Annotated in this window: 20 protein-coding genes; 6 read left to right on the top strand and 14 right to left on the bottom strand. The window is 63.2% G+C overall.

Going from position 1 to position 21,436, the window contains the following annotated elements; translation table 11 throughout:
• Positions 1 to 60 precede the first annotated feature (60 nt).
• Entirely contained in the window at positions 61 to 744 is a 684-nt protein-coding gene (locus HZ993_RS18490) for a helix-turn-helix transcriptional regulator (protein ID WP_209398593.1), read from the top strand.
• Positions 745 to 747: 3 nt separating this feature from the next.
• Here HZ993_RS18490 and HZ993_RS18495 read toward each other — a convergent pair whose 3' ends face one another.
• From HZ993_RS18495 to HZ993_RS18515, 5 genes are all read right to left on the bottom strand, one after another.
• The gene (locus HZ993_RS18495; RefSeq protein ID WP_209394191.1) at positions 748 to 1,071 is read right to left on the bottom strand and encodes an AzlD domain-containing protein; all 324 of its coding nucleotides are present in this window, start codon (positions 1,069 to 1,071) and stop codon (positions 748 to 750) included.
• Positions 1,068 to 1,793 carry an AzlC family ABC transporter permease gene (locus HZ993_RS18500; protein ID WP_209394192.1) on the bottom strand — a complete coding sequence of 242 codons (726 nt, stop codon included), beginning with the start codon at positions 1,791 to 1,793 and terminating at the stop codon, positions 1,068 to 1,070. The genes HZ993_RS18495 and HZ993_RS18500 overlap by 4 nt, the downstream gene beginning before the upstream one ends.
• Before the next feature lie 57 nt (positions 1,794 to 1,850).
• Positions 1,851 to 2,672 (bottom strand): AraC family transcriptional regulator, encoded by an 822-nt coding sequence (locus HZ993_RS18505; protein WP_209394193.1) that lies wholly within the window; start codon positions 2,670 to 2,672, stop codon positions 1,851 to 1,853.
• A 19-nt stretch (positions 2,673 to 2,691) separates the two neighbouring features.
• A complete protein-coding gene (locus HZ993_RS18510; RefSeq protein ID WP_209394194.1) occupies positions 2,692 to 3,399 on the bottom strand; it encodes a glutathione S-transferase N-terminal domain-containing protein in 708 nt (235 codons plus the stop codon).
• A 186-nt stretch (positions 3,400 to 3,585) separates the two neighbouring features.
• Positions 3,586 to 4,629 carry a low specificity L-threonine aldolase gene (locus tag HZ993_RS18515; protein WP_209394195.1) on the bottom strand — a complete coding sequence of 348 codons (1,044 nt, stop codon included), beginning with the start codon at positions 4,627 to 4,629 and terminating at the stop codon, positions 3,586 to 3,588.
• Between the two features lie 93 nt (positions 4,630 to 4,722).
• On the opposite strand from HZ993_RS18515, the gene HZ993_RS18520 reads away from it, so the two are divergent.
• On the top strand, positions 4,723 to 8,670 hold the full coding sequence (locus HZ993_RS18520; RefSeq protein WP_209394196.1) for a rhamnan synthesis F family protein: 3,948 nt from the start codon (positions 4,723 to 4,725) through the stop codon (positions 8,668 to 8,670).
• On the opposite strand, the gene HZ993_RS18525 is transcribed toward HZ993_RS18520, so the two are convergent.
• Positions 8,663 to 9,574 (bottom strand): class I SAM-dependent methyltransferase, encoded by a 912-nt coding sequence (locus tag HZ993_RS18525; RefSeq protein WP_209394197.1) that lies wholly within the window; start codon positions 9,572 to 9,574, stop codon positions 8,663 to 8,665. The genes HZ993_RS18520 and HZ993_RS18525 overlap by 8 nt on opposite strands.
• Positions 9,575 to 9,700: 126 nt before the next feature.
• On the opposite strand from HZ993_RS18525, the gene HZ993_RS18530 reads away from it, so the two are divergent.
• Complete coding sequence (locus tag HZ993_RS18530) at positions 9,701 to 10,231, top strand: DUF1993 family protein (protein ID WP_209394198.1); 531 nt, start codon at positions 9,701 to 9,703, stop codon at positions 10,229 to 10,231.
• A 2-nt stretch (positions 10,232 to 10,233) separates the two neighbouring features.
• On the opposite strand, the gene HZ993_RS18535 is transcribed toward HZ993_RS18530, so the two are convergent.
• From HZ993_RS18535 to HZ993_RS18545, 3 genes are read right to left on the bottom strand one after another with little or no spacing between them, the layout of a single operon-like run.
• The gene (locus HZ993_RS18535) at positions 10,234 to 10,734 is read right to left on the bottom strand and encodes a DUF1499 domain-containing protein (protein ID WP_209394199.1); all 501 of its coding nucleotides are present in this window, start codon (positions 10,732 to 10,734) and stop codon (positions 10,234 to 10,236) included.
• A 36-nt stretch (positions 10,735 to 10,770) separates the two neighbouring features.
• Positions 10,771 to 11,385, bottom strand: coding sequence for a DUF1439 domain-containing protein (locus HZ993_RS18540; protein WP_209394200.1), 615 nt, complete (start codon positions 11,383 to 11,385; stop codon positions 10,771 to 10,773).
• 11 nt (positions 11,386 to 11,396) lie between these two features.
• Positions 11,397 to 12,275 (bottom strand): PA4780 family RIO1-like protein kinase, encoded by an 879-nt coding sequence (locus tag HZ993_RS18545; protein ID WP_209394201.1) that lies wholly within the window; start codon positions 12,273 to 12,275, stop codon positions 11,397 to 11,399.
• Between the two features lie 228 nt (positions 12,276 to 12,503).
• Here HZ993_RS18545 and alkB point away from each other — a divergent pair, with 228 nt between their 5' ends.
• Positions 12,504 to 13,175: a DNA oxidative demethylase AlkB gene (alkB, locus tag HZ993_RS18550; protein WP_371817004.1), complete on the top strand. Its 672-nt coding sequence runs from the start codon at positions 12,504 to 12,506 to the stop codon at positions 13,173 to 13,175.
• A gap of 6 nt (positions 13,176 to 13,181) precedes the next feature.
• On the opposite strand, the gene HZ993_RS18555 is transcribed toward alkB, so the two are convergent.
• Positions 13,182 to 13,571: a nuclear transport factor 2 family protein gene (locus HZ993_RS18555; protein WP_209394203.1), complete on the bottom strand. Its 390-nt coding sequence runs from the start codon at positions 13,569 to 13,571 to the stop codon at positions 13,182 to 13,184.
• A 163-nt stretch (positions 13,572 to 13,734) separates the two neighbouring features.
• On the opposite strand from HZ993_RS18555, the gene HZ993_RS18560 reads away from it, so the two are divergent.
• A complete protein-coding gene (locus HZ993_RS18560; protein WP_209398595.1) occupies positions 13,735 to 14,628 on the top strand; it encodes an AraC family transcriptional regulator in 894 nt (297 codons plus the stop codon).
• 24 nt (positions 14,629 to 14,652) lie between these two features.
• Here the strand turns inward: HZ993_RS18560 and HZ993_RS18565 are convergent, their stop codons facing one another.
• The 4 genes from HZ993_RS18565 to HZ993_RS18580 all read right to left on the bottom strand — a co-directional run bounded on the left by HZ993_RS18565 (position 14,653) and on the right by HZ993_RS18580 (position 19,898).
• Positions 14,653 to 15,420: an SDR family oxidoreductase gene (locus HZ993_RS18565; RefSeq protein ID WP_371816943.1), complete on the bottom strand. Its 768-nt coding sequence runs from the start codon at positions 15,418 to 15,420 to the stop codon at positions 14,653 to 14,655.
• Positions 15,421 to 15,502: 82 nt separating this feature from the next.
• Positions 15,503 to 16,435, bottom strand: coding sequence for a pseudouridine-5'-phosphate glycosidase (locus tag HZ993_RS18570; RefSeq protein WP_209394204.1), 933 nt, complete (start codon positions 16,433 to 16,435; stop codon positions 15,503 to 15,505).
• Entirely contained in the window at positions 16,432 to 17,409 is a 978-nt protein-coding gene (locus HZ993_RS18575; RefSeq protein WP_209394205.1) for a PfkB family carbohydrate kinase, read from the bottom strand. The genes HZ993_RS18570 and HZ993_RS18575 overlap by 4 nt, the downstream gene beginning before the upstream one ends.
• A 53-nt stretch (positions 17,410 to 17,462) precedes the next feature.
• Complete coding sequence (locus HZ993_RS18580) at positions 17,463 to 19,898, bottom strand: penicillin acylase family protein (RefSeq protein WP_209394206.1); 2,436 nt, start codon at positions 19,896 to 19,898, stop codon at positions 17,463 to 17,465.
• A 105-nt stretch (positions 19,899 to 20,003) separates the two neighbouring features.
• Here HZ993_RS18580 and HZ993_RS18585 point away from each other — a divergent pair, with 105 nt between their 5' ends.
• Entirely contained in the window at positions 20,004 to 21,095 is a 1,092-nt protein-coding gene (locus tag HZ993_RS18585) for a GlxA family transcriptional regulator (RefSeq protein ID WP_209394207.1), read from the top strand.
• Positions 21,096 to 21,436 lie beyond the last annotated feature (341 nt).

A 21,436-nucleotide genomic window follows, 5' to 3' on the forward strand; every position in this document is an offset into this window, starting at 1 on the left:
ACGAACCATCAACGCCATGGGCTGGTCTACCATGCACGCATGACGACATCCCCATCCACCCTGAAAGACGGCCCCCACATCGCCCGTATTGCCGCGCTGATTGGCGACCACGCCCGTGCCGAGGTGCTGACCGCGTTATTGGCCGACCGCGCAATGACCGCGACCGAACTGGCCGACGTGGCCGGCGTCAGCAAGGCGACGATCAGCGCCCACCTGGCCAAGCTGCTGGATGCCAACTTGATTGCAGTAGAGCCACAGGGTCGGCACCGCTACTTTCGCCTGGCCAACCATGATGTGGCGCATCTGCTGGAGAGCCTGATGGGTGTGGCCTTTCGCAGTGGCGCCGTGCGCCTGCGTGGCAGCCCGCGCGAGCCGGCACTGCGCAAGGCGCGGGTCTGTTACGACCACCTGGCAGGTGAACTGGGGGTGCTGGCTTTTGACGGACTGCAGCACAAGGGTGTCTTCAACAACGCGCCGCAAAGCGAACTGGAACTGACCGAAACCGGCCACACCTGGTTCAAGGCATTGGGCGTGGATGCCGTTGCCTTGTCTGCACAACGCCGGTGCTTTTGCCGCCCGTGTCTGGACTGGGGTGAACGCCGCAGCCACCTGGCTGGCGCCTTGGGTGCCGCGCTGCTCAGCCGTGTGTATGAACTGGGGTGGGCGCGCCGCGCCAAGGATTCGCGTGTGGTGCAGTTCACCGAGCCCGGTGAATATGCATTCCGCCAGTTATTCAGATCGTGACGGCTACAAGCCCCACGTAAACTGCCAGCCGAAAAAAGCCAGCAGGCCCAGCATGATGGTCAGCAATTGGTGGCGCGTGGTGATGCACACCGCTATCGCAAACAGCGCAGCCACCAGTTGTGGGTTGCGCCAGCTCAGTTCCAGCCCCTGGCCGTGGGGCGCTAGCACCATGGGCACGATGATGGCGGTCAGCACCGTGACCGGCACAAAAGCCAGGGCTTGCTTGGCGGTGGGTGAGAACGCAATGCGGTCGCCCAGAATGAAGACCAGTGCCTTGATGCCAAAGGTCAGCGCGGCCATGCCCAGGATGGTCAGCGTGGCGATCATGGGGCACTCCCTTGTGCCACAGCTTGCCCCCGCAATCGGGTCAACAACAGACCCACACCCACGCCTGCAGCCACGGCCGCCATCAGCCCCAGCTTGTAAGGCAGGTCCTTGAACAGATAGGCCACACTGCCCGCTGCCACCGCCGCTGCAAAGTGCGGCACGCGCACCAATTGCGGCACCACGATGGCAATAAAAGTGACTACCATCGCAAAGTCCAGGCCCAGGGTCTGCAGTTGGGGAAACGCGGCGCCAAACACCAGGCCCACCAGCGTCCAGCACTGCCAGTTGGCATACATGGCCAGGCCAGAACCCAGAAAATACCAATGGCCCAGCGTGGTGCCGGGGTGCTGGCGGTAGTAGCTGTCCACCACGGCATAGGTCTCATCCGTCAGCAGAAAACCCAGCGCCCAGCGCCAGCGCGCGGGCAGGTCCTGCACATGGGGTAGCAGGGCTGCCGCATACAACATGTGGCGCAGGTTGACGATGACCGTGGCCAGCCAGATCACCAGCGTGCTGGCCAGCCCCGCCATCAAGCCCACGGCAATAAACTGGCTGGAGCCGGCAAACACGCTGAGCGACATCAGTTGCCCCTGCCAGGGGGCCAGTTGTGCCGTGCCCACCAGGGCGCCAAAGATCATGCCGAAGGGCGCGGCCCCGACCAGCATGGGAACACTGTCGCGGGCGCCGGCCCAGAATAAACGGCGTGGAGAGGTTTCTGTCATGGGTTGGCATCTTATGGACGCCACCCCGGCCGCGCTTGTATGTTCTTGCGCTGGGGTCTACATCTGCCAGCGGCCAGGGGCCACACCAAAAGCCCGCTTGAAGTGGCGCGTGAAATGGCTCTGGTCGGTAAAGCCCTGGGCTGCGGCCACCTCGGTCACCGACAGTCCTTGGCGCAGCAAACCCTGGGCGCGGCTCAGGCGCACCTGGTTGCGCCAGGCATGGGGCGGCATGCCCACGGTGCGCGAGAACAGCCGCGCTGCATAAAACGGCGACAGACCCACGGCGGCGGCCAGGGTGGACAGAGCCAGCGGCGCGGTCATGTCTTCCACCAGCAGGGCCTGCATGCGCGCCACACGCACGGCGTCCGGGTGCAGTGCCTGGGCCTGCACGCGGTTGCGCGCGTAGCGCGACAGCAGCAGTGCAAAACCTTCGGTCAGTGCGGCCTCGGCCTGCAGGGCATCGGCCTGGGCCTCCAGCAGGCGGTGGGCCAGGCCCAGCTTGGCCGCCACCTCAGTATCGTGGATGCTGCCATCCGGCAGCCAGGGTATGTCCATGCGTTGGCCAGTGATGTCGGATGCCAGTGCTTGCATCCATGCCACCGACGGGTAAAACGCGCGGTAGGTCCAGCCGTCATCCGTGGCCCGCTCGCCGGTGTGGATTTCACCAGGGTTGATGGCCGCAATGCTGCCCACACCGGCAATACATTTAGCGCCACGGTAGCGGTAGCTTTGTGCACCGGTCTGTATGACCGGTATCGCAAAGCCATCGTGCCAATGCGGCGCAAACTCCTGGGCGTAATACTGCGCTGTCAGCAGTTCGGCATCGGGCAGCAGGGGGCTGCGCCAGAAGCGGGCCTTATCCTGTGGGGGCTTGGCCATGCCAGCTGCCATTGTGGGCTTAGCCGCGTACCGGTATCGCCAGGCCCCGCACCACTGCAGGCCGCGCCACAAAGGCCGCCAGCACACGCAGCACGTGTGGGAAGTTGTGGATGCCCACCAGCTCACCCGCGCCATAAAACTCGATCAGGTTGCGCACCCATGGGAAGACGGCGATGTCGGCGATGCTGTAGTCATCTCCCATGATCCAGTCGCGGCCGGCCAGGCGCTGGTCCAGCACAGCCAGCAGGCGTTTGGCTTCGTCGATGTAGCGGTCGCGTGGGCGTTTGTCTTCAAACGCCTTGCCTGCAAACTTGTGGAAGAAGCCCACCTGGCCAAACATGGGGCCCACACCGCCCATCTGCCACATCAGCCACTGGATGGTCTCGTAACGGCGGGCGGGGTCCTGCGGCAGAAACTGCCCGGTCTTTTCGGCCAGGTAGATCAGGATGGCGCCGGACTCAAACAACGCCAGCGGCTGGCCACCCGGGCCGTTGGGGTCGATGATGGCGGGGATTTTGTTGTTGGGGTTCAGCGACAAAAACGCGGGCGACAGCTGGTCGTTGGTCTCGAAGCTGACCAGGTGGGGTTCGTAGGCCAGCCCCAGTTCTTCCAGCAGGATGGACACCTTCACACCATTGGGCGTGGGCAGTGAATACAGCTGCAGGCGATCGGGGTGCTGGGCGGGCCACTTGGCCTGGATGGGATGTTGGGCGGATGTGTTGGGCATGGGTTCCTTGGCTGCGCTGGTTGGCGGGTGGTAGGGGTGTGCGTGCCATTGTGGCGAACGGGCAATAGGCATGTGCAAGCAGGGTTTTACGGATTTCTTATACGAAGAATTGCCCCCTAGCCCCCGTGAAATAAGTATGTATTGCTATCAATACAGGAGTATGTCGATCCACGAAGTTGCGCAAGCCTAGTACGCCAACAGCGCCGCCAGCACGTCCGCCGCGTGTTCACACTGCGCACGTGTCACATCCAGGTGGGTGACGGCGCGTATGGTGCGGGGGCCAAAGGCATTGACCAGCACACCCTGTTCGCGCGCCCGTGCACTCAGGGTGGGGGCATCCAGCGGCATGGCGTCGGGCAGGTGGAAGACCACGATATTGGTCTGCACCGTTGCCAGGTCCAGTTGCACCGGCACGGCCGCACTCAAGCGTTCGGCCAGAGCCCGTGCGTTGGCATGGTCTTCGGGCAGGCGGGCCATGTGGTGGTCCAGCGCATACAGGGCCGCTGCGCTGAAGATACCGTTTTGCCGCATGGCGCCACCCAGGCGGCGCTTGTGGCGGTCGGCCGCAGCGATCAGCTCTTTGGAGCCCGCCAATAACGAGCCGCCGGGTGCACCCAGTCCCTTGCTGAAGGCCACTGCCACCAGGTCAAAGGGCTCTGCCAGCACGTCCAGTGCCAGGCCGCTGGCGGCACTGGCATTCCACAGCCGGGCGCCATCCAGAAAGGTGGCCAGGCCCAGCTCACGCGCCACGGCGCAAATGCGCAGCACCTCCGGCTGCGGCACCACCACGCCGCCGGCCCGGTTGTGGGTGTTTTCCACCTGCACGAGTGTGGTCATCGGAAAGATGGCGAAGTTGCGCGGCTTGGTGGCGGTGCGCAACTCTTCGGCGGTGAAGACACCAGCCTGGCCAATCTCGTGGATCTGCACACCGGCGTTGGCCGCGGCGCCCCCTACCTCATGCCAGGCCGCGTGGGATTCGCTGCTGGTCACCACTTCGTCCCCCGGCCGGGTCAAGGTGCGCAGGGCCACCTGGTTGGCCATGGTGCCGCTGGGCAACCATACGGCAGCCTCTTTGCCCAGCATGTCTGCCACCCGGGCCTGCAGGCGGTTGGTGCTGGGGTCTTCGCCGTATTGGTCGTCGCCCACCTCGGCGGCGGCCATGGCGGCACGCATGGCCGCGGTGGGGCGGGTCACGGTGTCGGAGCGCAGGTCTATGGGTTGTGTGTGCATAGCGGTATGGGTAGCGGGGTTGCAGGGTATTGCGGGCAGGGGAGGGTGCGCTGCCGCACCGACCAAAACTGTGTGCGCCAACACACTCAGTGCATGTTACAACTGGACGACTTCGACACCCCTGCCTTAGCGGCAGACCCACGCCACACCACGCCGCATCTGTCCCTCGTGCCGGACCCGGCGCCGCTGGTGAGTGTGATTGTGCGCAGCATGGACCGCCCCATGCTGCACGACGCGCTGGAATCCATCGCACTGCAAACCTACAGCCATGTCGAGGTGGTGGTGGTCAATGCCAAGGGCACCGCCCACAGTACCCTGGGCGACACCTGTGGCCCCTTTCCCCTGCGTGTGGTGCAGGGCGCAGGCCCGTTGACCCGCTCGGCCGCTGCCAACCTGGGCATGGCCAACTCCACAGGCAAATACCTCATCTTTCTGGACGATGACGACTTCTTTTTGCCCAACCACCTGGCCAAGCTGAGCACTGCGCTGGCAAGCAGTGGCGCGCGGGCCTGTTACACCGGCGTGCAACTGGTGGGCAGCGAGGGGCAAACCGTGATGGTGCTGGACGAACCCTGGGACGCAGACCGCCTGCGGGGTGCCAACTTTCTGCCCATCCACGCGGTGCTGTTTGAACGCAGCTTGCTGAACGCGGGTTGCCGTTTCAGAGACGACCTGGAGTGCCTGGAGGACTGGGAGTTCTGGTTGCAGCTGTCTGCCCAGACGACCTTCCAGCATGTGCCCGAGGTCAGCGCGGTGTACCGCGTGGCGCTGGGCACATCCGGCCTGTCGGCAGAAGCGGACGCCGAAAAACACATCGCCAACCGGGCCCGCATTTTTGAGTCGTGGTTTCCCCGGTTCACGTCGCGCGACTGGGTGCGCTCCATCCACTGGTTTGAAAACGCCAGAAGCCACTTTTACCAAATGGCCTTGGACCGGTACCACGAGAACCAGCAGCTGGAAACCCGCCTGGTGGCCAGTGGCGAAGCGCTGGCAGACCTGCGCCTGCAACTGGCGGCCGCAGAAGCCCACGCCGTCACCATGCGGGCCAGCATGGACCGCCTGAACCGGCAACGCGGCGCCGCCAAGGATCTGGCGGTCAGAAACGCGGCCCGTGCCGACAGTCTGGAAAGGACGATTGAAGAACTGTTTGCCTCCACATCCTGGCGCGCAACCGCACTGCTGCGGTTTGTGTCACGGCTGGCGCGTGGTGAGCACGAGCAGGCGATGGACGGTGTGCGCCGCCGCTTGCGCGCCCTGGCGACCCGTGTGGGTTTGCACATGCCACCCCCAGCGACCGGAGTGGTGCCGGCCGAAGTGTTGACTGCTGCGGGTCTGAACAGTCCCGGTCCTATTGTCCACCTGCTCGCGCCTGCAGACACATCGCAGTCGCAGATGCTGGACATGGACGCCGTGGCGCCCATAGACACCGTGCCCGATGGCCGTATCGCCATCCACGCCCACATCTTTTATGCGGATGTGGCACCCGAATTTGCGGACTACCTGGGCCACGTGCCGTTTGCGTTCGATTTGTTCGTGTCCGTGCCCTCGGAAGACGTGCGCCTGGCCTGCGAGCCCCTGTTTGCGCGCCTGCACCGGCTGCGCCACCTGCGGACCGAGGTGGTGCCCAACCGCGGGCGCGATGTCGCCCCCATGTTCTGCACCTTTGGTGCAGAGCTGCGTGGTTACGACTACCTGGCCCACATCCACAGCAAGAAGTCGCTTTACAACGATGGTGCAACCCTGGGCTGGCTCGAATACCTGCTGGAGCAACTATTGGGCAGCCCCCAGCAGCTGCGCAAGATTTTTACCCTGCTGCGCAAGGACAGTGGCATTGGCCTGCTGTATCCGCAAAACTATTCCAAGCTGCCGTACTGGGCCAACACCTGGCTCTCCAACCGGGCAACAGGCCAGGCCTGGTGTGACAAGCTGGGCATTGCAGACATGCCCAAGGGCTACTTTGACTACCCCGCAGGCTCCATGTTCTGGGCGCGTACCGAGGCCCTGATGCCGCTGTTTGACGCCGGCCTGTGCCTGGACGATTTCCCGCCAGAGAGTGGCCAGCAGGACGCAACACTGGCGCATGGCCTGGAGCGGCTGTTTGCGCTCACCGCCAAGCAAGGTGGCTACAAAGTAGCCATCGTGCGGGATGCCGAAACGCCACGCGCCTCGGCCTGGGGGCTGGAACAGTACCTGGGCCAGACCGAAGCCGGTGTGCGTGCCGTGGTGGCCAGTGCGGACCTGAAGGTGGTGGTGTTTGATATCTTCGACACCCTGCTGCTGCGGCCCCTGTTGAACCCCGAGAGCACCAAAACCATCGTGGCCCAGCGGGCCGGTGGCGATGCGGGCACACGTTACCTGCAGTACCGGGCAGAGGCCGAGGGCCAGGCCCGCCAGCAGGCCGGGCGTGATGTGGACCTGGATGCCATCTTTGTGGAGTTTGCGGGCCTGTCGCAGTTGCCAGAAGACAGTTTGAAACTGCTGCGGCAACTGGAAGAAAGTGTGGAGCGGGCATCGGTCGCGCCGCGGCCCGACGTGGTGGGGCTGTTGCAGTTCGCGCTGTCCCAGGGCAAACGGGTGGTGCTGGCCAGCGACATGTATTTGCCGCGCGCGGTGATCGAATCCATGCTGGCGGCCCACGGCATTACCGGCTGGCACACGCTGTACCTGTCGTCGGACGTTGGGCTGCGCAAGGACTCGGGCGCGCTGTACCGCCACATGCTGACCCAAGAGCAGGTCACGCCGGACCAGATGCTGATGGTGGGCGACAACGAACACTCCGATGTGCAGATACCTGGCGACATGGGCATGAAGGTCTGGCATGTGATGCGGCCGGTGGAGCTGGCGCAGGCCGCCACCCGCCTGGGGCCGCTGGTGAAGCAGGCCCTGACTGGAAATGACCTGCACGAGGAACTGACGCTGGGCCTGCTGCTGCGAGCCAGCCTGGCGCCGGTTTTTTACCCGCAGTTCAGCTCGCGGGATCTGGTGCCAGCCAGTTACCAGGCCATGGGTTACACCGTGCTGGGGCCGCTGGTGTTGTCGTTTGTGCAGTGGCTGGCGCAACAAGCCGCAGCCGATGGCATGGACCGGCTGTACTTTTTGTCCCGCGAGGGTGAGTTCCTGAAGACGGTGTATGACCTGTGGACGCCGCAGTCGGACACGGCCCCGCCCTCCCAGTACCTGGTCATGTCGCGCCGCGCGGTGACGGTGCCCATGATCCGCGCGATGGAAGAGATAGAGGCCATCGCCCGCACGCCTTATTTCGAGAACGATGTGGCCGCGTTTGTGCGCGAACGCTACGGCGTGGTGCTGACCGAAGACGAATGGGCGTCCCTGGCACGCCAGGGGTTTTTGCGCGAAGACCGGCAGGTGGAGGTGACCGATGGGCAGATAGAGCACATCAAGCCGCTGCTCGCCGCACTGTCGCCGCGCATACTGGCGCAGGCCAAGGCGGAGTTGCCGGGTGTGCTGGCCTATCTGGATGGCATGGGGCTCAATGACGGCAAGAAGTTTGCGTTGGTGGATGTGGGGTATTCGGCCACCATCCAGGGGCGGCTGAACCAGCTGCTGGGCGGCAAGGTGCACGGGTATTACATGATGACCGACAGCCGTGCGCGGGCCGTGTCCAGCCGCTTTGATGTGATGGTGCAGGGCTGTTTTGGCCAGTATGTGCATTTCACCGACGATGCCACGGCCATGCTGCGCCAAAGTTTTGATCTAGAGAAGCTGCTGAGCTCGGACGAGGCGCAGATCATTCGTTACAACCTCCAGCCCGATGGCACGGTCGCACCCGAAGTGCGGGTGTTAAGCCGCGACGAAGTACGCTGCCAGCCCATCCGCGCCGACATCCGCAAAGGTGCGCTGCAGTTCATCACCGACGCCATTGCGACACGCACGCAGGTGTTGCCCGACTATGTGGTGCCCACACCGCTGGGCCGGCGTCTGTATGAGGTGCTGGTGAAAAGCCCCTCCGAGCGCGAAGTGGCCTTGCTGCGCGAGCTGGTGCTAGACGACTACTACTGCGGCCGCGACCTGGTTAATTGAGCGCGGCCCTGTGGGCGCTGAACACAAAAAACGGCACACCCATATGCCCCGCCCAAGGGCCCCAGTACAGGTTGGCCTTGGGCTGGGTAAAGCCTGCGGCCTGCAGCGTCTCCAGCAGGTCCCAACCAAAATTCTGGAAGCATAAAGAGCCTTCGTTGGAGACCGGGTTGCCGTGGAATTCGGGCGGCAGAATGTGCTGGATAGTGCCTTGTGCATCCACCGTGGCGCGGATGCCCGTCTTGGCCTGGTCGTAGAAAAACGGCACGGTGAACACCAGTGCGCCGCCGGGTTTCAGCACACGCGCGCACTCCGAAAACGTCTTGGCGTAGGCCGGTACGTGTTCAAAAACATCCTGGGTCAACACCAAGTCAAAACTGCCATCCGCAAAGGACAACCGGCTCAGGTCTTCATGCCGCACGTGCCCGTGGTTTTTGAAACCCGTGGCTATCTCACCGGGCTTGTAGTCGGGTCCCAGGTATTCGCTGCCGGTGACATCGGCAAACAGCTTTTGGAAGACCGAGAAAGACACTGTGGTCTGCTCCGCAATGTAGATGCGTGCGCTGGTGGGTGTGTTCAGCTGGCTGGTCAAAAAATCGATCAGTGCGCGCATGCGGCTGTTTAGGCCGCAGCGGTTGCAGGCGCAGGTCTCCGTCCACGCGGGGTGGACTGACCCGGCCGGGTTGGTTCCGCAGTAGTGCCAAGTCACACGCATGGGGGTCACGGCGCTGCAGGCCGCACACCAGGCCTTGATCTCAAACGCATGGCGCGACTGCAGCATGCGGTCGTCCATGGCGGAGATCACCTCCAGCTGCGCACTCAGTTCAGCGGCGCGGGTATCAAACTCCGCCTTGCTGCCGAAGGAGGCCAGCCATATCGAAGGCAAATGGGATTTTGCATGGGTCATGAAAGCACTCCTGTTTTTAAATGTTGTCTTTGCACCTAGGCCTGGGGAGTGCCTTACCGGTCGGCTTGGGGTTCGCCGCCTGCTCTGAGTATGGCCGAGAATGCGGGACTTGCCATCGCTTTAACCATGACCCCAAGTAATTCTTCTGCGCTTTTCCAGGCCTCTGTTCCGGTGTTTGTGCGGTACCTGGGCCGCTTGCAGCACCTGCTGGCGCGTGCCCAAGAACATGCAGCCCTGACGGATATGCCAGAACAGGTGCTACTGGACGCAGCATTGGCACCCGACATGTTGCCCTTCGCCACCCAGGTCGAGGTGGCCTGCAATTTCACACTGCGTGCCACCTTCCCGCTGGCGGGCCTCCCCATACCGCCGTACGGTGCGTTTGAGCGCTCGTTTGCCGGGCTGCAGCAACGCTTGCTGCGTGCCGAGCTTTTGTTGGATGAGCTGGACCCTGCGGCCTTTGATGCAGCGCCGGCACGCACCATCCAGGCCGAAGCCGGGCAGGCCACCCACACCATGACGGCCAGTGAATATCTGCTGCACTATGCCTCGCCCAACTTCTTCTTCCACACAACGGCTGCATTTGCCATCCTGCGCCAGCAGGGCGTGCCGGTGGGCAAGGCGGACTTTGACGGCTACCACGCCTACGGGCGGTAAGCCTATGGGGATGTTGCGGCACCCGAGAGCGAAGCCCGCAGGGACTCCACACGCGCGCGGTTCACGCCCATGTCGCCTTTGCCAATACGGGACGCCGATCGCACCTGTATGACCTGTTGGACCGGGTCAAACCAGAACTCCACGTCGTCAACAAACCGCATCCAGCGGCTGGTGTAGCGCACATACAGGTAGTCTGGCTCGCTTTTCACCACGGCCACATCGCCGCGCGCCTGAAGGATGGCCTTGAGCTTTGCCAGCGTGCTGGGGCCGTCGCCCTGGAGCGCCAGCGGTGCAATCTGCGCGAATGCGCGCTGCGGATGGTCTGGATACAGCGAAGCCTGGCTACTGACGCTGTTGGGCGTCAGCGCCGGTGGTTTCAATCGCCCGTTGTTCACGCCGAGATCGGTGGGGGCCGTACCGCCCAGCCAGCCCAACTGGCTAACGCCCAGCGCCGCCAGCACCAGAACGGCCAAGGCAATCAGTATCCATTTGACGACGACCATCTGCGCACTCCTATTCATCCGATTGACAAGGCAAGCCTACAGCGGCTTGGGTACAAAACCAATAACCAGCCCGGCATCCGTTACCGTGATGTTGCCGGGCTGCAGCCCCACCACATCGGCCAGTGCCAGGTCTTGCGGGCGCAGCTGGTGCAGCACCACCTCCAACATCGACTGTTGGGCCAGTGCCGGGCCATAGGTGTTGAGCATGTCCACTACGCCGGGTTGCAGCGTGGGAAACTGCAGGCGCTTGAAGCGCAGCTGGTGGGCGCGGATGCTGCGGTCACTGGCCTCGTAACGCAGCGCAAAACTGATCTCAAACGTGCCGTTATGGCTGCGGTTCAACGCGGGGCCTGCGGCGTTGGCAACCATCTCGGCGCTGATGCGGTTGTGCTCCGGCAGCAAGCGCAGCTGTGGCACCTGCAGGTCCAGGCTTAAAACGCCGGGCACCGGGTACCGCAGTGGAAAACGCGCTGCCACCGAACGTTGCAGTTGCGCGGCCGACACGGTGTAGCGGGGGCCTGGGGACTTGGCTTCGGTCTCTGTGCCGTCTTGCGGGGCTGGCTGCGCGGCGTGGGTCCAACCCAGAAGGCCAGCACACAGCACCGCGGCAACCCAAAGTTTGTGGGACAGGGCAGGTGTGTTGTGGCGCACGGGCTGGAGCCTCAGGCCGCGGTGGCCATGCGCAGCCTGCGTGCTGCGTCTTCGGCCCGTGCGTCGTCAATCTCGCGCAGCACGGCCTGCATGTCCACATCGGCATGGGCGCGCTCGAACTGTCCGGTCAAAGGTGTTTCGTTGCTCAGCCGCCCGGCCTGGTACAGGCTCCAGATCTCGGGGCCGAATTCGGTGGTGCGCAGCTCGGGGGCAAATTGGCCAAAAAAGTCGCGCAGGTTGGCCACGTCGCGCATCAGCATGCGTTGGGCGTGGTTGTTGCCCGCCGCGTCCACCGCCTGGGGCAGGTCGATGATGACGGGCACATCGACTCCGTCGGCGCCGTCTTCGCCGTGTAGGTGGGCCAGCAGGATGTTGAACTCCGACAAGTCCCCGTGCACCACACCGGCACACAACATGCGCACCACTTCCGCCACCAGGGTGGCGTGGTGGGCACGGGCTTGCTCGGGTGTAAAGGCCACATCGTTCAGGCGCGGGGCTGCGTCGCCCTGGGCGTCGGTCACCAGCTCCATCAGCAGCACACCGTCGTGGAAGTTATACGGCTGCGGCACCCGCACACCCGCGGCGGCCAGGCGGTACAAGGCGTCCACCTCGGCGCTTTGCCACGCGGCCTCCTGTTCCTGGCGGCCAAAGCGGCTGCCCTTGGCCATGGCGCGGGCCGAGCGTGAGTTTTTGACCTTGCGGTTTTCGGTGTAGTCCACCGCCTGGCGGAAGCTGCGGTGGGTGGCTTCTTTGTAGATCTTGGCGCAACGGGTGTCGTCACCACAGCGCACGACAAACACCATGGCCTCTTTGCCACTCATCAGCTGGCGCACCACGCTGTCGATCAGACCTTCTTCAACAAGGGATTGCAGTCGGGGAGGGGCTTTCATGGGTGGCGCAGTGCAGCGGGTAAAGAAGAGCGTTGGATTGTCTCCTACTCAGGTGGCCTGGGTCTGTGCGACAGCAGACACTCCGGTTGGGGCGCGGGTACAGGCCCGGTACACTTGAAAAGCAGTTGCCAACACACGTTTGTAGTGCCGAGTGCCTCATATGAAAAACTGGGCTGTAGCCCCCGTGAATATTGATGGTATCACTATTAAAAACATAGCAAATCCATGATCCCGCAAGACTTGTTCGACGCCGCGCTGCCGCCCGAAGCCGCGCACCAGCAGCTGGCTCCCGGCGCGGTGTTGCTGCATGGTTTTGCGCGCGACATGGACGCCGCGTTATTGCAAGCCATAGAAGCGGTCATTACCCAAGCGCCATTGCGTCATATGCAGACCCCGGGCGGATACACCATGTCGGTAGCGACCACCAACTGTGGTTCGCTGGGTTGGGTGTCGGATTCCCATGGCTACCGTTATGCCGTGCTGGATCCGCAGAATGGCACTCCCTGGCCCGCCATGCCAGCATGTTTCTTAGACCTAGCAGGTCGCGCCGCAGCAAAGGCGGGTTATGACCACTTTGCGCCCGAGTCCTGCCTGATCAACACCTACCTGCCTGGCGCCAAGCTGTCCTTGCACCAGGACAAGGACGAAAAAGATTTGTCTGCCCCCATCGTGTCGGTGTCACTGGGCTTGCCTGCAGTGTTTCTGTTTGGCACGCCCAACCGCAAGGACCGCGCGCAACGCTACCGTCTGGTGCATGGCGATGTGGTGGTGTGGGGCGGTCCATCGCGCTTGGCGTTCCACGGCGTGATGCCGCTGGCCGATGGTGCCCATGCACTGCTGGGGCGCAGGCGTATCAATCTGACGTTTCGCAGCCCGTTGGACAAACTGGCGCAAAGCTAGGGTGCTTCACTGTCCCCAGAAAGCGTCTTCTTGCGCCTGGTCGCTGGAGAACAGCTTGACTTCGACGATCTTGCCGTCTTCGATGCGGATCAGATCCACACCCGCTTGCCTCATCTTGAGGCCATTGGCCTCGCCCGCAAATTCAATGGTGATGGCGACCCAATCCCCATTGGCCATGTAGTGGTCGGCGCGGGTGATGGCAAACGTGCCTTTGGAGACTTCCATCATCGCGCCCAGCATGGGGCCGACAACAGCCATGCCGCGGTGTGTGCCAGAAAAGCGGTTCTTGCCTGGCTGGTGCCAAATCACGTCGGGCGAAATGATGCCGCCCAGTGTGGCCTGGTCGTTGGTTTGTACGGCCTTGATGTAAGCCTTGGCGATGTCGATGGTGTTCATGGTGCGTTCCTGTGTTGATTGGGATATGGTTATTGTTGGACAATCAAGCGCCGTTTACACGGTATATAGGCGCCCAATGCTGATACATATTGGACTTATTGGCTAAATCTCGTGCAGAGCTAACCAAGCGACACGACCAACACCAGGAGGGACCAAAGTGACGATGGAGATTCAGCGCCTGGGTTATCAACCGCAAGCGCTCTACAGGCTCGACCTGGAAGTTTTTTCGGTGGCCGACCTGAGGCTTCGGGCCAAGGAAGAATTGCGCCTCACCCATCGGTACGAGTTCCACACGCTGGTGTGTGTCACGCAGGGCACGTCCACCCAGATGGTGGACTTCCAATCGGTCACCTGTGCGCCGGGGTCCCTGCTGGTGGTGCGGGCGGGCCAGGCCCACAACTACGGGCCGGATGAAGAGTGGGACGGTTGGAACCTTTTGTTCCGCCCGGAATTTGTCTTGCCGGTTTCAACAACCTCGCACGATCTCAAGCTCTCGCTCGATTTGGAGCGGTTGCCTGAACACATGGTCCTCAGTGACTCAGAACTGCGCAAGGCAACGGACTTGCTGCAGCAGATGCGCGAAGACACTCTGCTCGACGCGCCGCAGGAAGACGTGCATGCATTGTTGCGCCACCAACTCCATACGCTCTTGACGCGCTTGAGTATTCTGCAAGGCAGACGGCAAACGCAGGCGCCGCTGATATCTCCAGCGTCGCAACGTTTCCAGCGTTTTCAGCAACTGGTGGACAAGCGCTTCGCGCAATGGCACCAGGTGGCCGACTACGCCAACCAACTTGGCTACACCGAAAAGAGCCTGGCACGCGCTGTGGCCGCGGCAGCAGGCACAACCGCCAAAGCCTTCATTGCTGCGCGCATCAATCTGGAAGCCAAGCGCCTGCTGGTGCACTTGGACATGCCCGTTGCCACCATCGCCGATCAGTTGGGGTTTGACGAGGCGACCAACTTCAGCAAGTTTTTCAAGCGGGAAGTGGGCTGCACGCCGGCAGAGTTTCGGCGGCGGCAAAGGCTCCCCTACAGTCAAACCAAATCGGGATGACGCAGCGGTAGTTACAACACGCTATTAGCCCCGCGCGTGCGTCACGCCGCCATCCACCACCAGCGTGGAACCCACCACATAGTCACCGGCGCGCGATGCCAGGTAGATAGCCGCACCGGCCATGTCTTCGGTGGTGCCAATACGCCCAGCCGGAATATGCGCTGACACTTCCGCTGCATGGTCGCGCGCATCTTTGTTCATCTCGGATGCAAAGGCACCCGGTGCAATGGCAGTGACGACGATGTTGTCCTTGACCAGGTGCAAGGCCATGCGGCGCGTCATGTGGATCAGGCCTGCTTTGCTGGCCGCGTACGAATAGGTTTCCATGGGGTTGACGGAGACGCCGTCGATGGACGCGATGTTGATGACCTTGGCCACCTGACTCTTGCCCGCTTTGCGCAAATGGCCATGCAAGGCCTGGGTCAAAAAGAAGGGTGTCTTCAGGTTCAGGTCCACCACCTTGTCCCAGCCGCTTTCGGGGAACTCGGCAAACGGCGCGCCCCAGGCGGCACCGGCGTTGTTGACCAGGATGTCGAGCTGGTCCTCGTGTTTGGCATACGCGGCCACCAGTGCGCGGGCGCCCTCCACGGTGGATACGTCGGCCGGTAGTGACACACAGGTGCCCAGTGCCGACAGCTCGGCCGCGGTCTGGTCGCAGGCGGCGGCCTTGCGTGCGCTGATGTAGACCTTGGCGCCCTGGCGCAAAAAGCCTTCGGCAATCATGCGGCCAATGCCGCGTGAGCCACCGGTGATGAGGGCCGTGCGGCCTTTGAGGGAGAAGAGTTCGTTCATTGCAATGCTCCAGCAAAAAAGTTGGCGTGGGCCAGTGGTGATGGCCGCAAGCTTAGGAGCAAAGAACGCAGTTGTCGGTCGCCTAGGTGATTGCTCCGTAGGCCTGGGCCACTGCGGACGCCAGTCGGGCGTTGTTCAGCACCAGTTGGATGTTGGCGGCCAGGCTGTCGCCACCGGTCAATTCGCAGACCCGGGCCAGCAGGAAGGGCGTCGATTCCTTGCCACCGATGCCTTGGGCCTGTGCCTCCTGCAGCGCCTGCTCCACCGCCGCATCAATGGCGGCGCGGGGCATGGCAAAGGTCTCGGGGATCGGGTTGGCCACTACCAAACCACCGCGCAGGCCCATGGCCCACTTGGCAAACATGACCTTGGCGATGGCCTGCGGCGTGTCCAGCTGGTAGTCCACCTTGAAGGCGCTGTCGCGGGTAAAGAAGGCGGGCAGCCATGGGGTCTGGTAACCGACCACCGGCACACCATGGGTCTCCAGATATTCCAGCGTCAGGCGCAGGTCCAGAATGGACTTGGCACCGGCGCAGACCACGGCCACCGGCGTCTGTGCCAGCTCCTGCAAATCAGCCGATACGTCAAAGCTGGTCTCGGCACCGCGGTGCACTCCGCCTATGCCACCGGTGGCAAATACGCGTATGCCGGCCATGGCGGCAATCACCATCGTGGACGCCACGGTGGTCGCACCGGTGGCACCCGCTGCCACGATGAAGGGAATATCGCGTCGGCTGACCTTGGTCACGCTGCGGCCCGTAGTGCCCAGCACTTCGATCTCGGCTGGCGTCAAACCCGCCTTGAGCCGTCCGCCGATGATGGCGATGGTGGCCGGCACGGCACCGTGTTTGCGCACTTCGGCTTCCACCTCCAAAGCAGTCGCCACGTTCTGCGGGTAGGGCATGCCGTGCGAGATGATGGTGGACTCCAGGGCCACCACGGGCTGGTTGTGTGCCAGGGCGTGGGCAACCTCGGGATGGATGTCGAGATAGGTGTTCGTGTTTGTGTTCGTCATAGTGGGTTGGCATTGTGCATGCACTGGGTCACGGCTGCTACCGACAGCCCGGGGTGGTTGGCGTGTTCAGACGCCAAGGTCAGCGCCGCACAGCCCAGTGCAAAGGGTAGGGATGTGCGCAGGTCTTGCCCATCTACAAACGCGTGGACCAATCCCGCCATCAGCGCGTCGCCCGCACCGGTGGCATTGACTACGGTGGTCGGTAGGGCGGTGTGCCAGCCTTGGCCCGCATGGCGTGCACTCCAGTAAACGCCTCGCTCGCCCAGGCTCAGCACAACCTGCGCCACGCCCAGCGTGTGCAGGCAGTGCGCGGCGCGCTCCATGTCGGCATCGGTGTGGATGCCAAAACCGCACAGTGCCTGTGCTTCCAGTCGGTTGACCTTGAGCAGGTGCACGTGGGCCAGCCAGGGCCGCACGCGTTCGCATTTAAAGGCTGACACCGCGTCCACAAACACCGGTGTGGCACTGCGGTGGGTAAAGAGCCACTCCAGCGCCGGTGCGCCCAGATTGCAGTCCACCACCAGTGCGTTGGCCTGCTGCACCTGCGGTGCGTGGGGCGCCAAGCGCTCGGGGGTGATGCAGTCCAGAATGCCCATGTCGTTCACGGCAACCGCCATGTCTCCATCAGGGCCGTGCAGCGACACATAGGTGGATGTGGCCTCGTCTGCCAGCACCCAACAGCCGACCACATCGACACCGGCCTGGCGGGTGGCATCCAGCAGGCTGCGGCCATACAGGTCGTCACCCACAGCCGTCAGCAGGCGGGTGGTGTTGCCCAGCCGCGCCAGGTTTTCTGCAACATTGCGGGCCACACCACCGGGTGCGCAGCGGATACGGCCCGGGTTGGAGTCGGACAGTACCAGTGGCCGTGTGGTGCTGCCCGAGATGTCCATATTGGCGCCACCGAGCACCAGCACACAACGGTCGCTGGTTCGGGTGTGTGGCAGGGTGGAATCTGGGGGGCTGTTTTGCATGGAGGGCATGGTAGTCGAAGCTACACAGCCCGCCACATGCAGCGGGCCCCCTGTTAAGGCGACAGCGTCATGCGCTTCGTGGCATGGGCTTCCACTTGTGCGGGGTCAAACCACCACGGCTGGCGTTCACCCTTGGCCCACAGTTTGGTCTGGTCATTCTGGTGCGGCTGGAAGTGCCGCTCACTGACACCACCGGCCAAGACGGCCTCCACCTTCTGGGTGTCGGCCAGGTCCATCACGATCTGCATGGAGCCGAAGAAGTTGACGTCGAACGGCTTCTGGAAGTCGTAGACACCACGGTGCAGCGTCTCACCGCTGCCGGAGCGCTCAAAGCTCATGCCGCCCACCAGCTCCTGGCCCCAGCCGTTTCTGCGCAGGGGGCTGACAAACCGCACGGGGTGTGCCTTGCCCCAGCGCCAGTTTGCCGGGTTGTCGCCCTGTGCTGCCGCAATCAGCGCGCGCGCACGCGGTGCCGCCGCGCGTATCACATCGTCCAGGTTTTCGCGTTTGCCCTGTGTTCCCACATCGTCAAACCAGATGGCGTCGGGCGTGGCTACCAGGGCATCAAAACGCTGCTGCCAGAAGTACCAGGTGGACAACATGTCTTTGGCGACGGACTCACCCAGCTCGTCGGTGAATGTGCCGATCACCATCTCGCGGTACAGCGCCTGGTAGACCAGGGGTGCGGCCTGTTCGGCGCGGTCCACACCATCCCATTGCGACAACAACTGCACCAGGTCTTTCTGTGCGGGGTCGTTGGCCAGAGCCGCCACCATGCGTGGTCGCAGCACATCGGACTGCAGGTTGCGGTCGTCGTGCATCAGGGCCCAATGATCCTGCACGCTCATCTTCTGCGCCGCACCCAGCACCTCACCCATGCGGCGGTAACGGTAGTTGGGCGACACATAGTTGGTGTAGTACCACGGAAAGTCTTGCGGCCGTGTGTCGTGGTTGGCCGTGCCCACCCAGGCGCGCGGCGGGTTGAACATGCCGGGCATGCGGTCCTTGGGGATATAGCCCGTCCAGTCGTCGCTGCCGTCGGCGGCGGGCAGGCGCGCAAAGCCACCATCGGCGCCGGATCGTATCGGCACGGCTCCGGTCGCGCGGTGGCCAATGGCACCCTGGTCATCACCAAACACAAAGTTGAACAGCATCAGGTCAATCTTTTGCACCTGCTGGTCAAAGGCGGCGGCGTTGGGTGTGTTCAGCAGGCCTTCGATGCCAATCTCACTACCCAGGCGCTCGGCGTCGGTAGAGCGCAGCACCAGCAGCTTGTCGCCCTTGGGGCCTAGGCCCGGGTGGTCGGTGATGACCGGCCCGCGCTTGGTGAAACGAATCTTCAAGGGCTGCGTGCGGTAGCCGCCGGGTGCCGACTTGTCTTTGATCTGGATGGTCTCGGTGACCACCTCAAACGGCACACTGCGCGCTCCGTCCATGTAGTGCTCGGCATTGGCCGGGTCGCGGGTTTCCACATACAGGTCCTGCACATCGCCATAGGCGTTGGTCACACCAAAAGCCACGTGTTGGGTGCGCCCCACCAGGATGCCGGGCATGCCGGGCAAGGCAGCGCCCACGGCCTGTATGCCGGGTGCAAACAAACCGATGGGGTGCCAGGTGCCAGGCAGGATGCGGTTGTCCAGGTGCGGGTCATTCGACACGATGGCCTTGCCCGAGGCCGAGCGTGTGGGCCCCACCGCCCAGTTGTTAGAGCCCAGGCCCTGGTGGTTCAGATCGTCCGGCGCAATGTTCAGGTCACTCCAGGCAATGTTCAGTTGCGCCGTTTGCGGGGCAGCGGTTGCACTGGCCTGCGGCGCAGGCTTGCCATCGTTCCAATCAGGGTTGATGGTCAGGGGGAAGATGGCCCGTGCCCGCTCCAGGCCCAGTGTGTCGATCAGCTTTTGCGCTACCACCTCGGCCTTGAAATTGGTGGAATGGGTGTAATGCACATAGTGGACCAGGGCCACCAGGTCGGCCACCTGCCACGCGCTGGGTTTCAGGCCCACGGCCTTGAGTTCCAGGGGGTGGTCGCCGGGGTGGGCGGAGATGTAGGCGTTGATGCCGTCCACATAGTGCTGGAAGAAGGCGCGGGAGGCGGGGCTCAGCTTCTCGGCATGTTTGTCGCCATTGCGGCGTATGCCCAGCACCCGCATGCGGATGTCGCTTGGCAGCAGGTCCGGGCCCAGGGTGGCCGCCATTTCTCCGCGCCAGGTGGCGCGGAACAGTTCCATCTGCATCAGGCGGTGTTGTGCGGTCACAAAACCCTGGGCCTTGATGAGGTCTGGTGTGTTGTTGGCAAAGATGTAGGGAATGCCCAACTTGTCGCGCAGCACCTTGACCGGAGCACTCAGTCCGGCGAGCTTCATGTCGCCTTCCACCTGTGTCTGACCGGCCTGGCGCAACTTGACATATGCCACAGCCCCTGCGCCCACCACAACGACCAGCAGCACCAGCGCGCCGCGTTTAACCACCGAACCCAACCGCATACCCATGGTGTCTCCAATTCTTGGTTGTCATTTTTTGCCGGCGTGTTGTACCCGGCAGGGCTGCATCGTAGGCAAGGCAGGGCTTTGCGCCAATACCTAAAATGGACATTCATGAAGCCAATACCGCCAACTCAACCGACCTCCACCCCACGGCGCCTGCATGTGGATCTGCTGGTCTACCCCGATTCGATGCTGGGCCTGACGCTGGCCGTGGTGGACCTGCTGCGCTTGGCCAACACCCTGGCACAGTTACAGGGTGGGCCCAAGGCGCAGCCGGTGTCGTGGCAGTTGCTGGATGCCCAGGCCAAACCTTTGTCGAGCGCCGACCCCTTGCTCGGCCCCTACTGCTGCCGGCGGCCTGTGCCTGCCGCCAGTGATACGTCGGTCATCCGCGCCTGTTTTGTGGCCCCGCTGTTTGCGCCCAGCGTGCCCACGCTGCGCACCGCGGTGCGGCGGCAGGCTGCCTTGCGCGGCTACCTGGCGCAGTACCTGCAGAACGGCGACATGGTGGTCAGCCTCAGCAATGGAGTCTGGCTGTTTGCCGGTGCGCCGGGCATGGAGGGGCGTGCGGTTGCGGTGGCCTGGTATTACGTGGCCAGTTTTACGCTGGACTTCCCGGCGCTGGTGCTGCACTCGGAATCGGATTGTGTGGAAGACGGGCCGGTGGTGACCGGCGGCACGATGTCGGCCTTGCCGCAAGTAGTAGTGAGCCTGCTGCGCCGCGCCCTGGGGGCCGAGTTCATGCAGGCCTATGAATCCCTGCTGCTGCACGCCGGAGAGCGCCACGCCATGGCACTGCAGGCCACGCGGCAAAGCCATATTCGCCCCACACGTGACAGTGTGATGGCGCGTGCCTTGTTGTGGCTGGACGAACACCTGGAAGACAGCTACAGCCTGGCAGCAGTGGCGCAGGCCGCGGCGGTCAGCCCGCGCACGCTGTTGCGGCATTTTCAGCAGGTCATGGGTTGCACACCACTGGACTACTTGCACAACCAACGCTGCAAGCGCGCACGCATCATGCTGGAGGTGACGCTGGACAGTGTTGCCACCATCGCACGTGCCTGTGGTTACACCGATACTGCCGCGTTTCGCCGTGTGTTTCTGCGTTACGAAAAGACCAGTCCGGCGGCCTACCGCAGCTCACATGCGCTGCGCACGTCACGCCTGCGCTGGCAGGTAGAGGATGTGCGTGCCGACCCGTGATCGATGGCCGGGTTTGGGCCCGTGGTATGCTTAAACCCATGTTGTGCCCCTCCAAGCTCCACCCCATCCGCACCGTGCAAACGGTCTGTGGCGGTGCGCCCGTGATGGCCCACAACATGATTACCACCATTATGAACACGGCCGCCTGAGCGTCGTTCAGGTGGCCGTTCCGGCTGCCTACTGGTGTCTCTCCCCCCCGATAGAACATTCCCAGCACAGGCAGCTGGGTTAGCAACTGTTCGTCGGAGAGAGTTTTATGTACCAAGATCACCAAGCCAGCTTTGCTGTCAAAAGCCCATTGCATGCTGTTGCGTCCTTGCGCGCCATTGCGCCTATGCACG

Origin of the sequence: Rhodoferax sp. AJA081-3, from assembly GCF_017798165.1 — a bacterium.
Classification (GTDB): domain Bacteria; phylum Pseudomonadota; class Gammaproteobacteria; order Burkholderiales; family Burkholderiaceae_C; genus Allorhodoferax.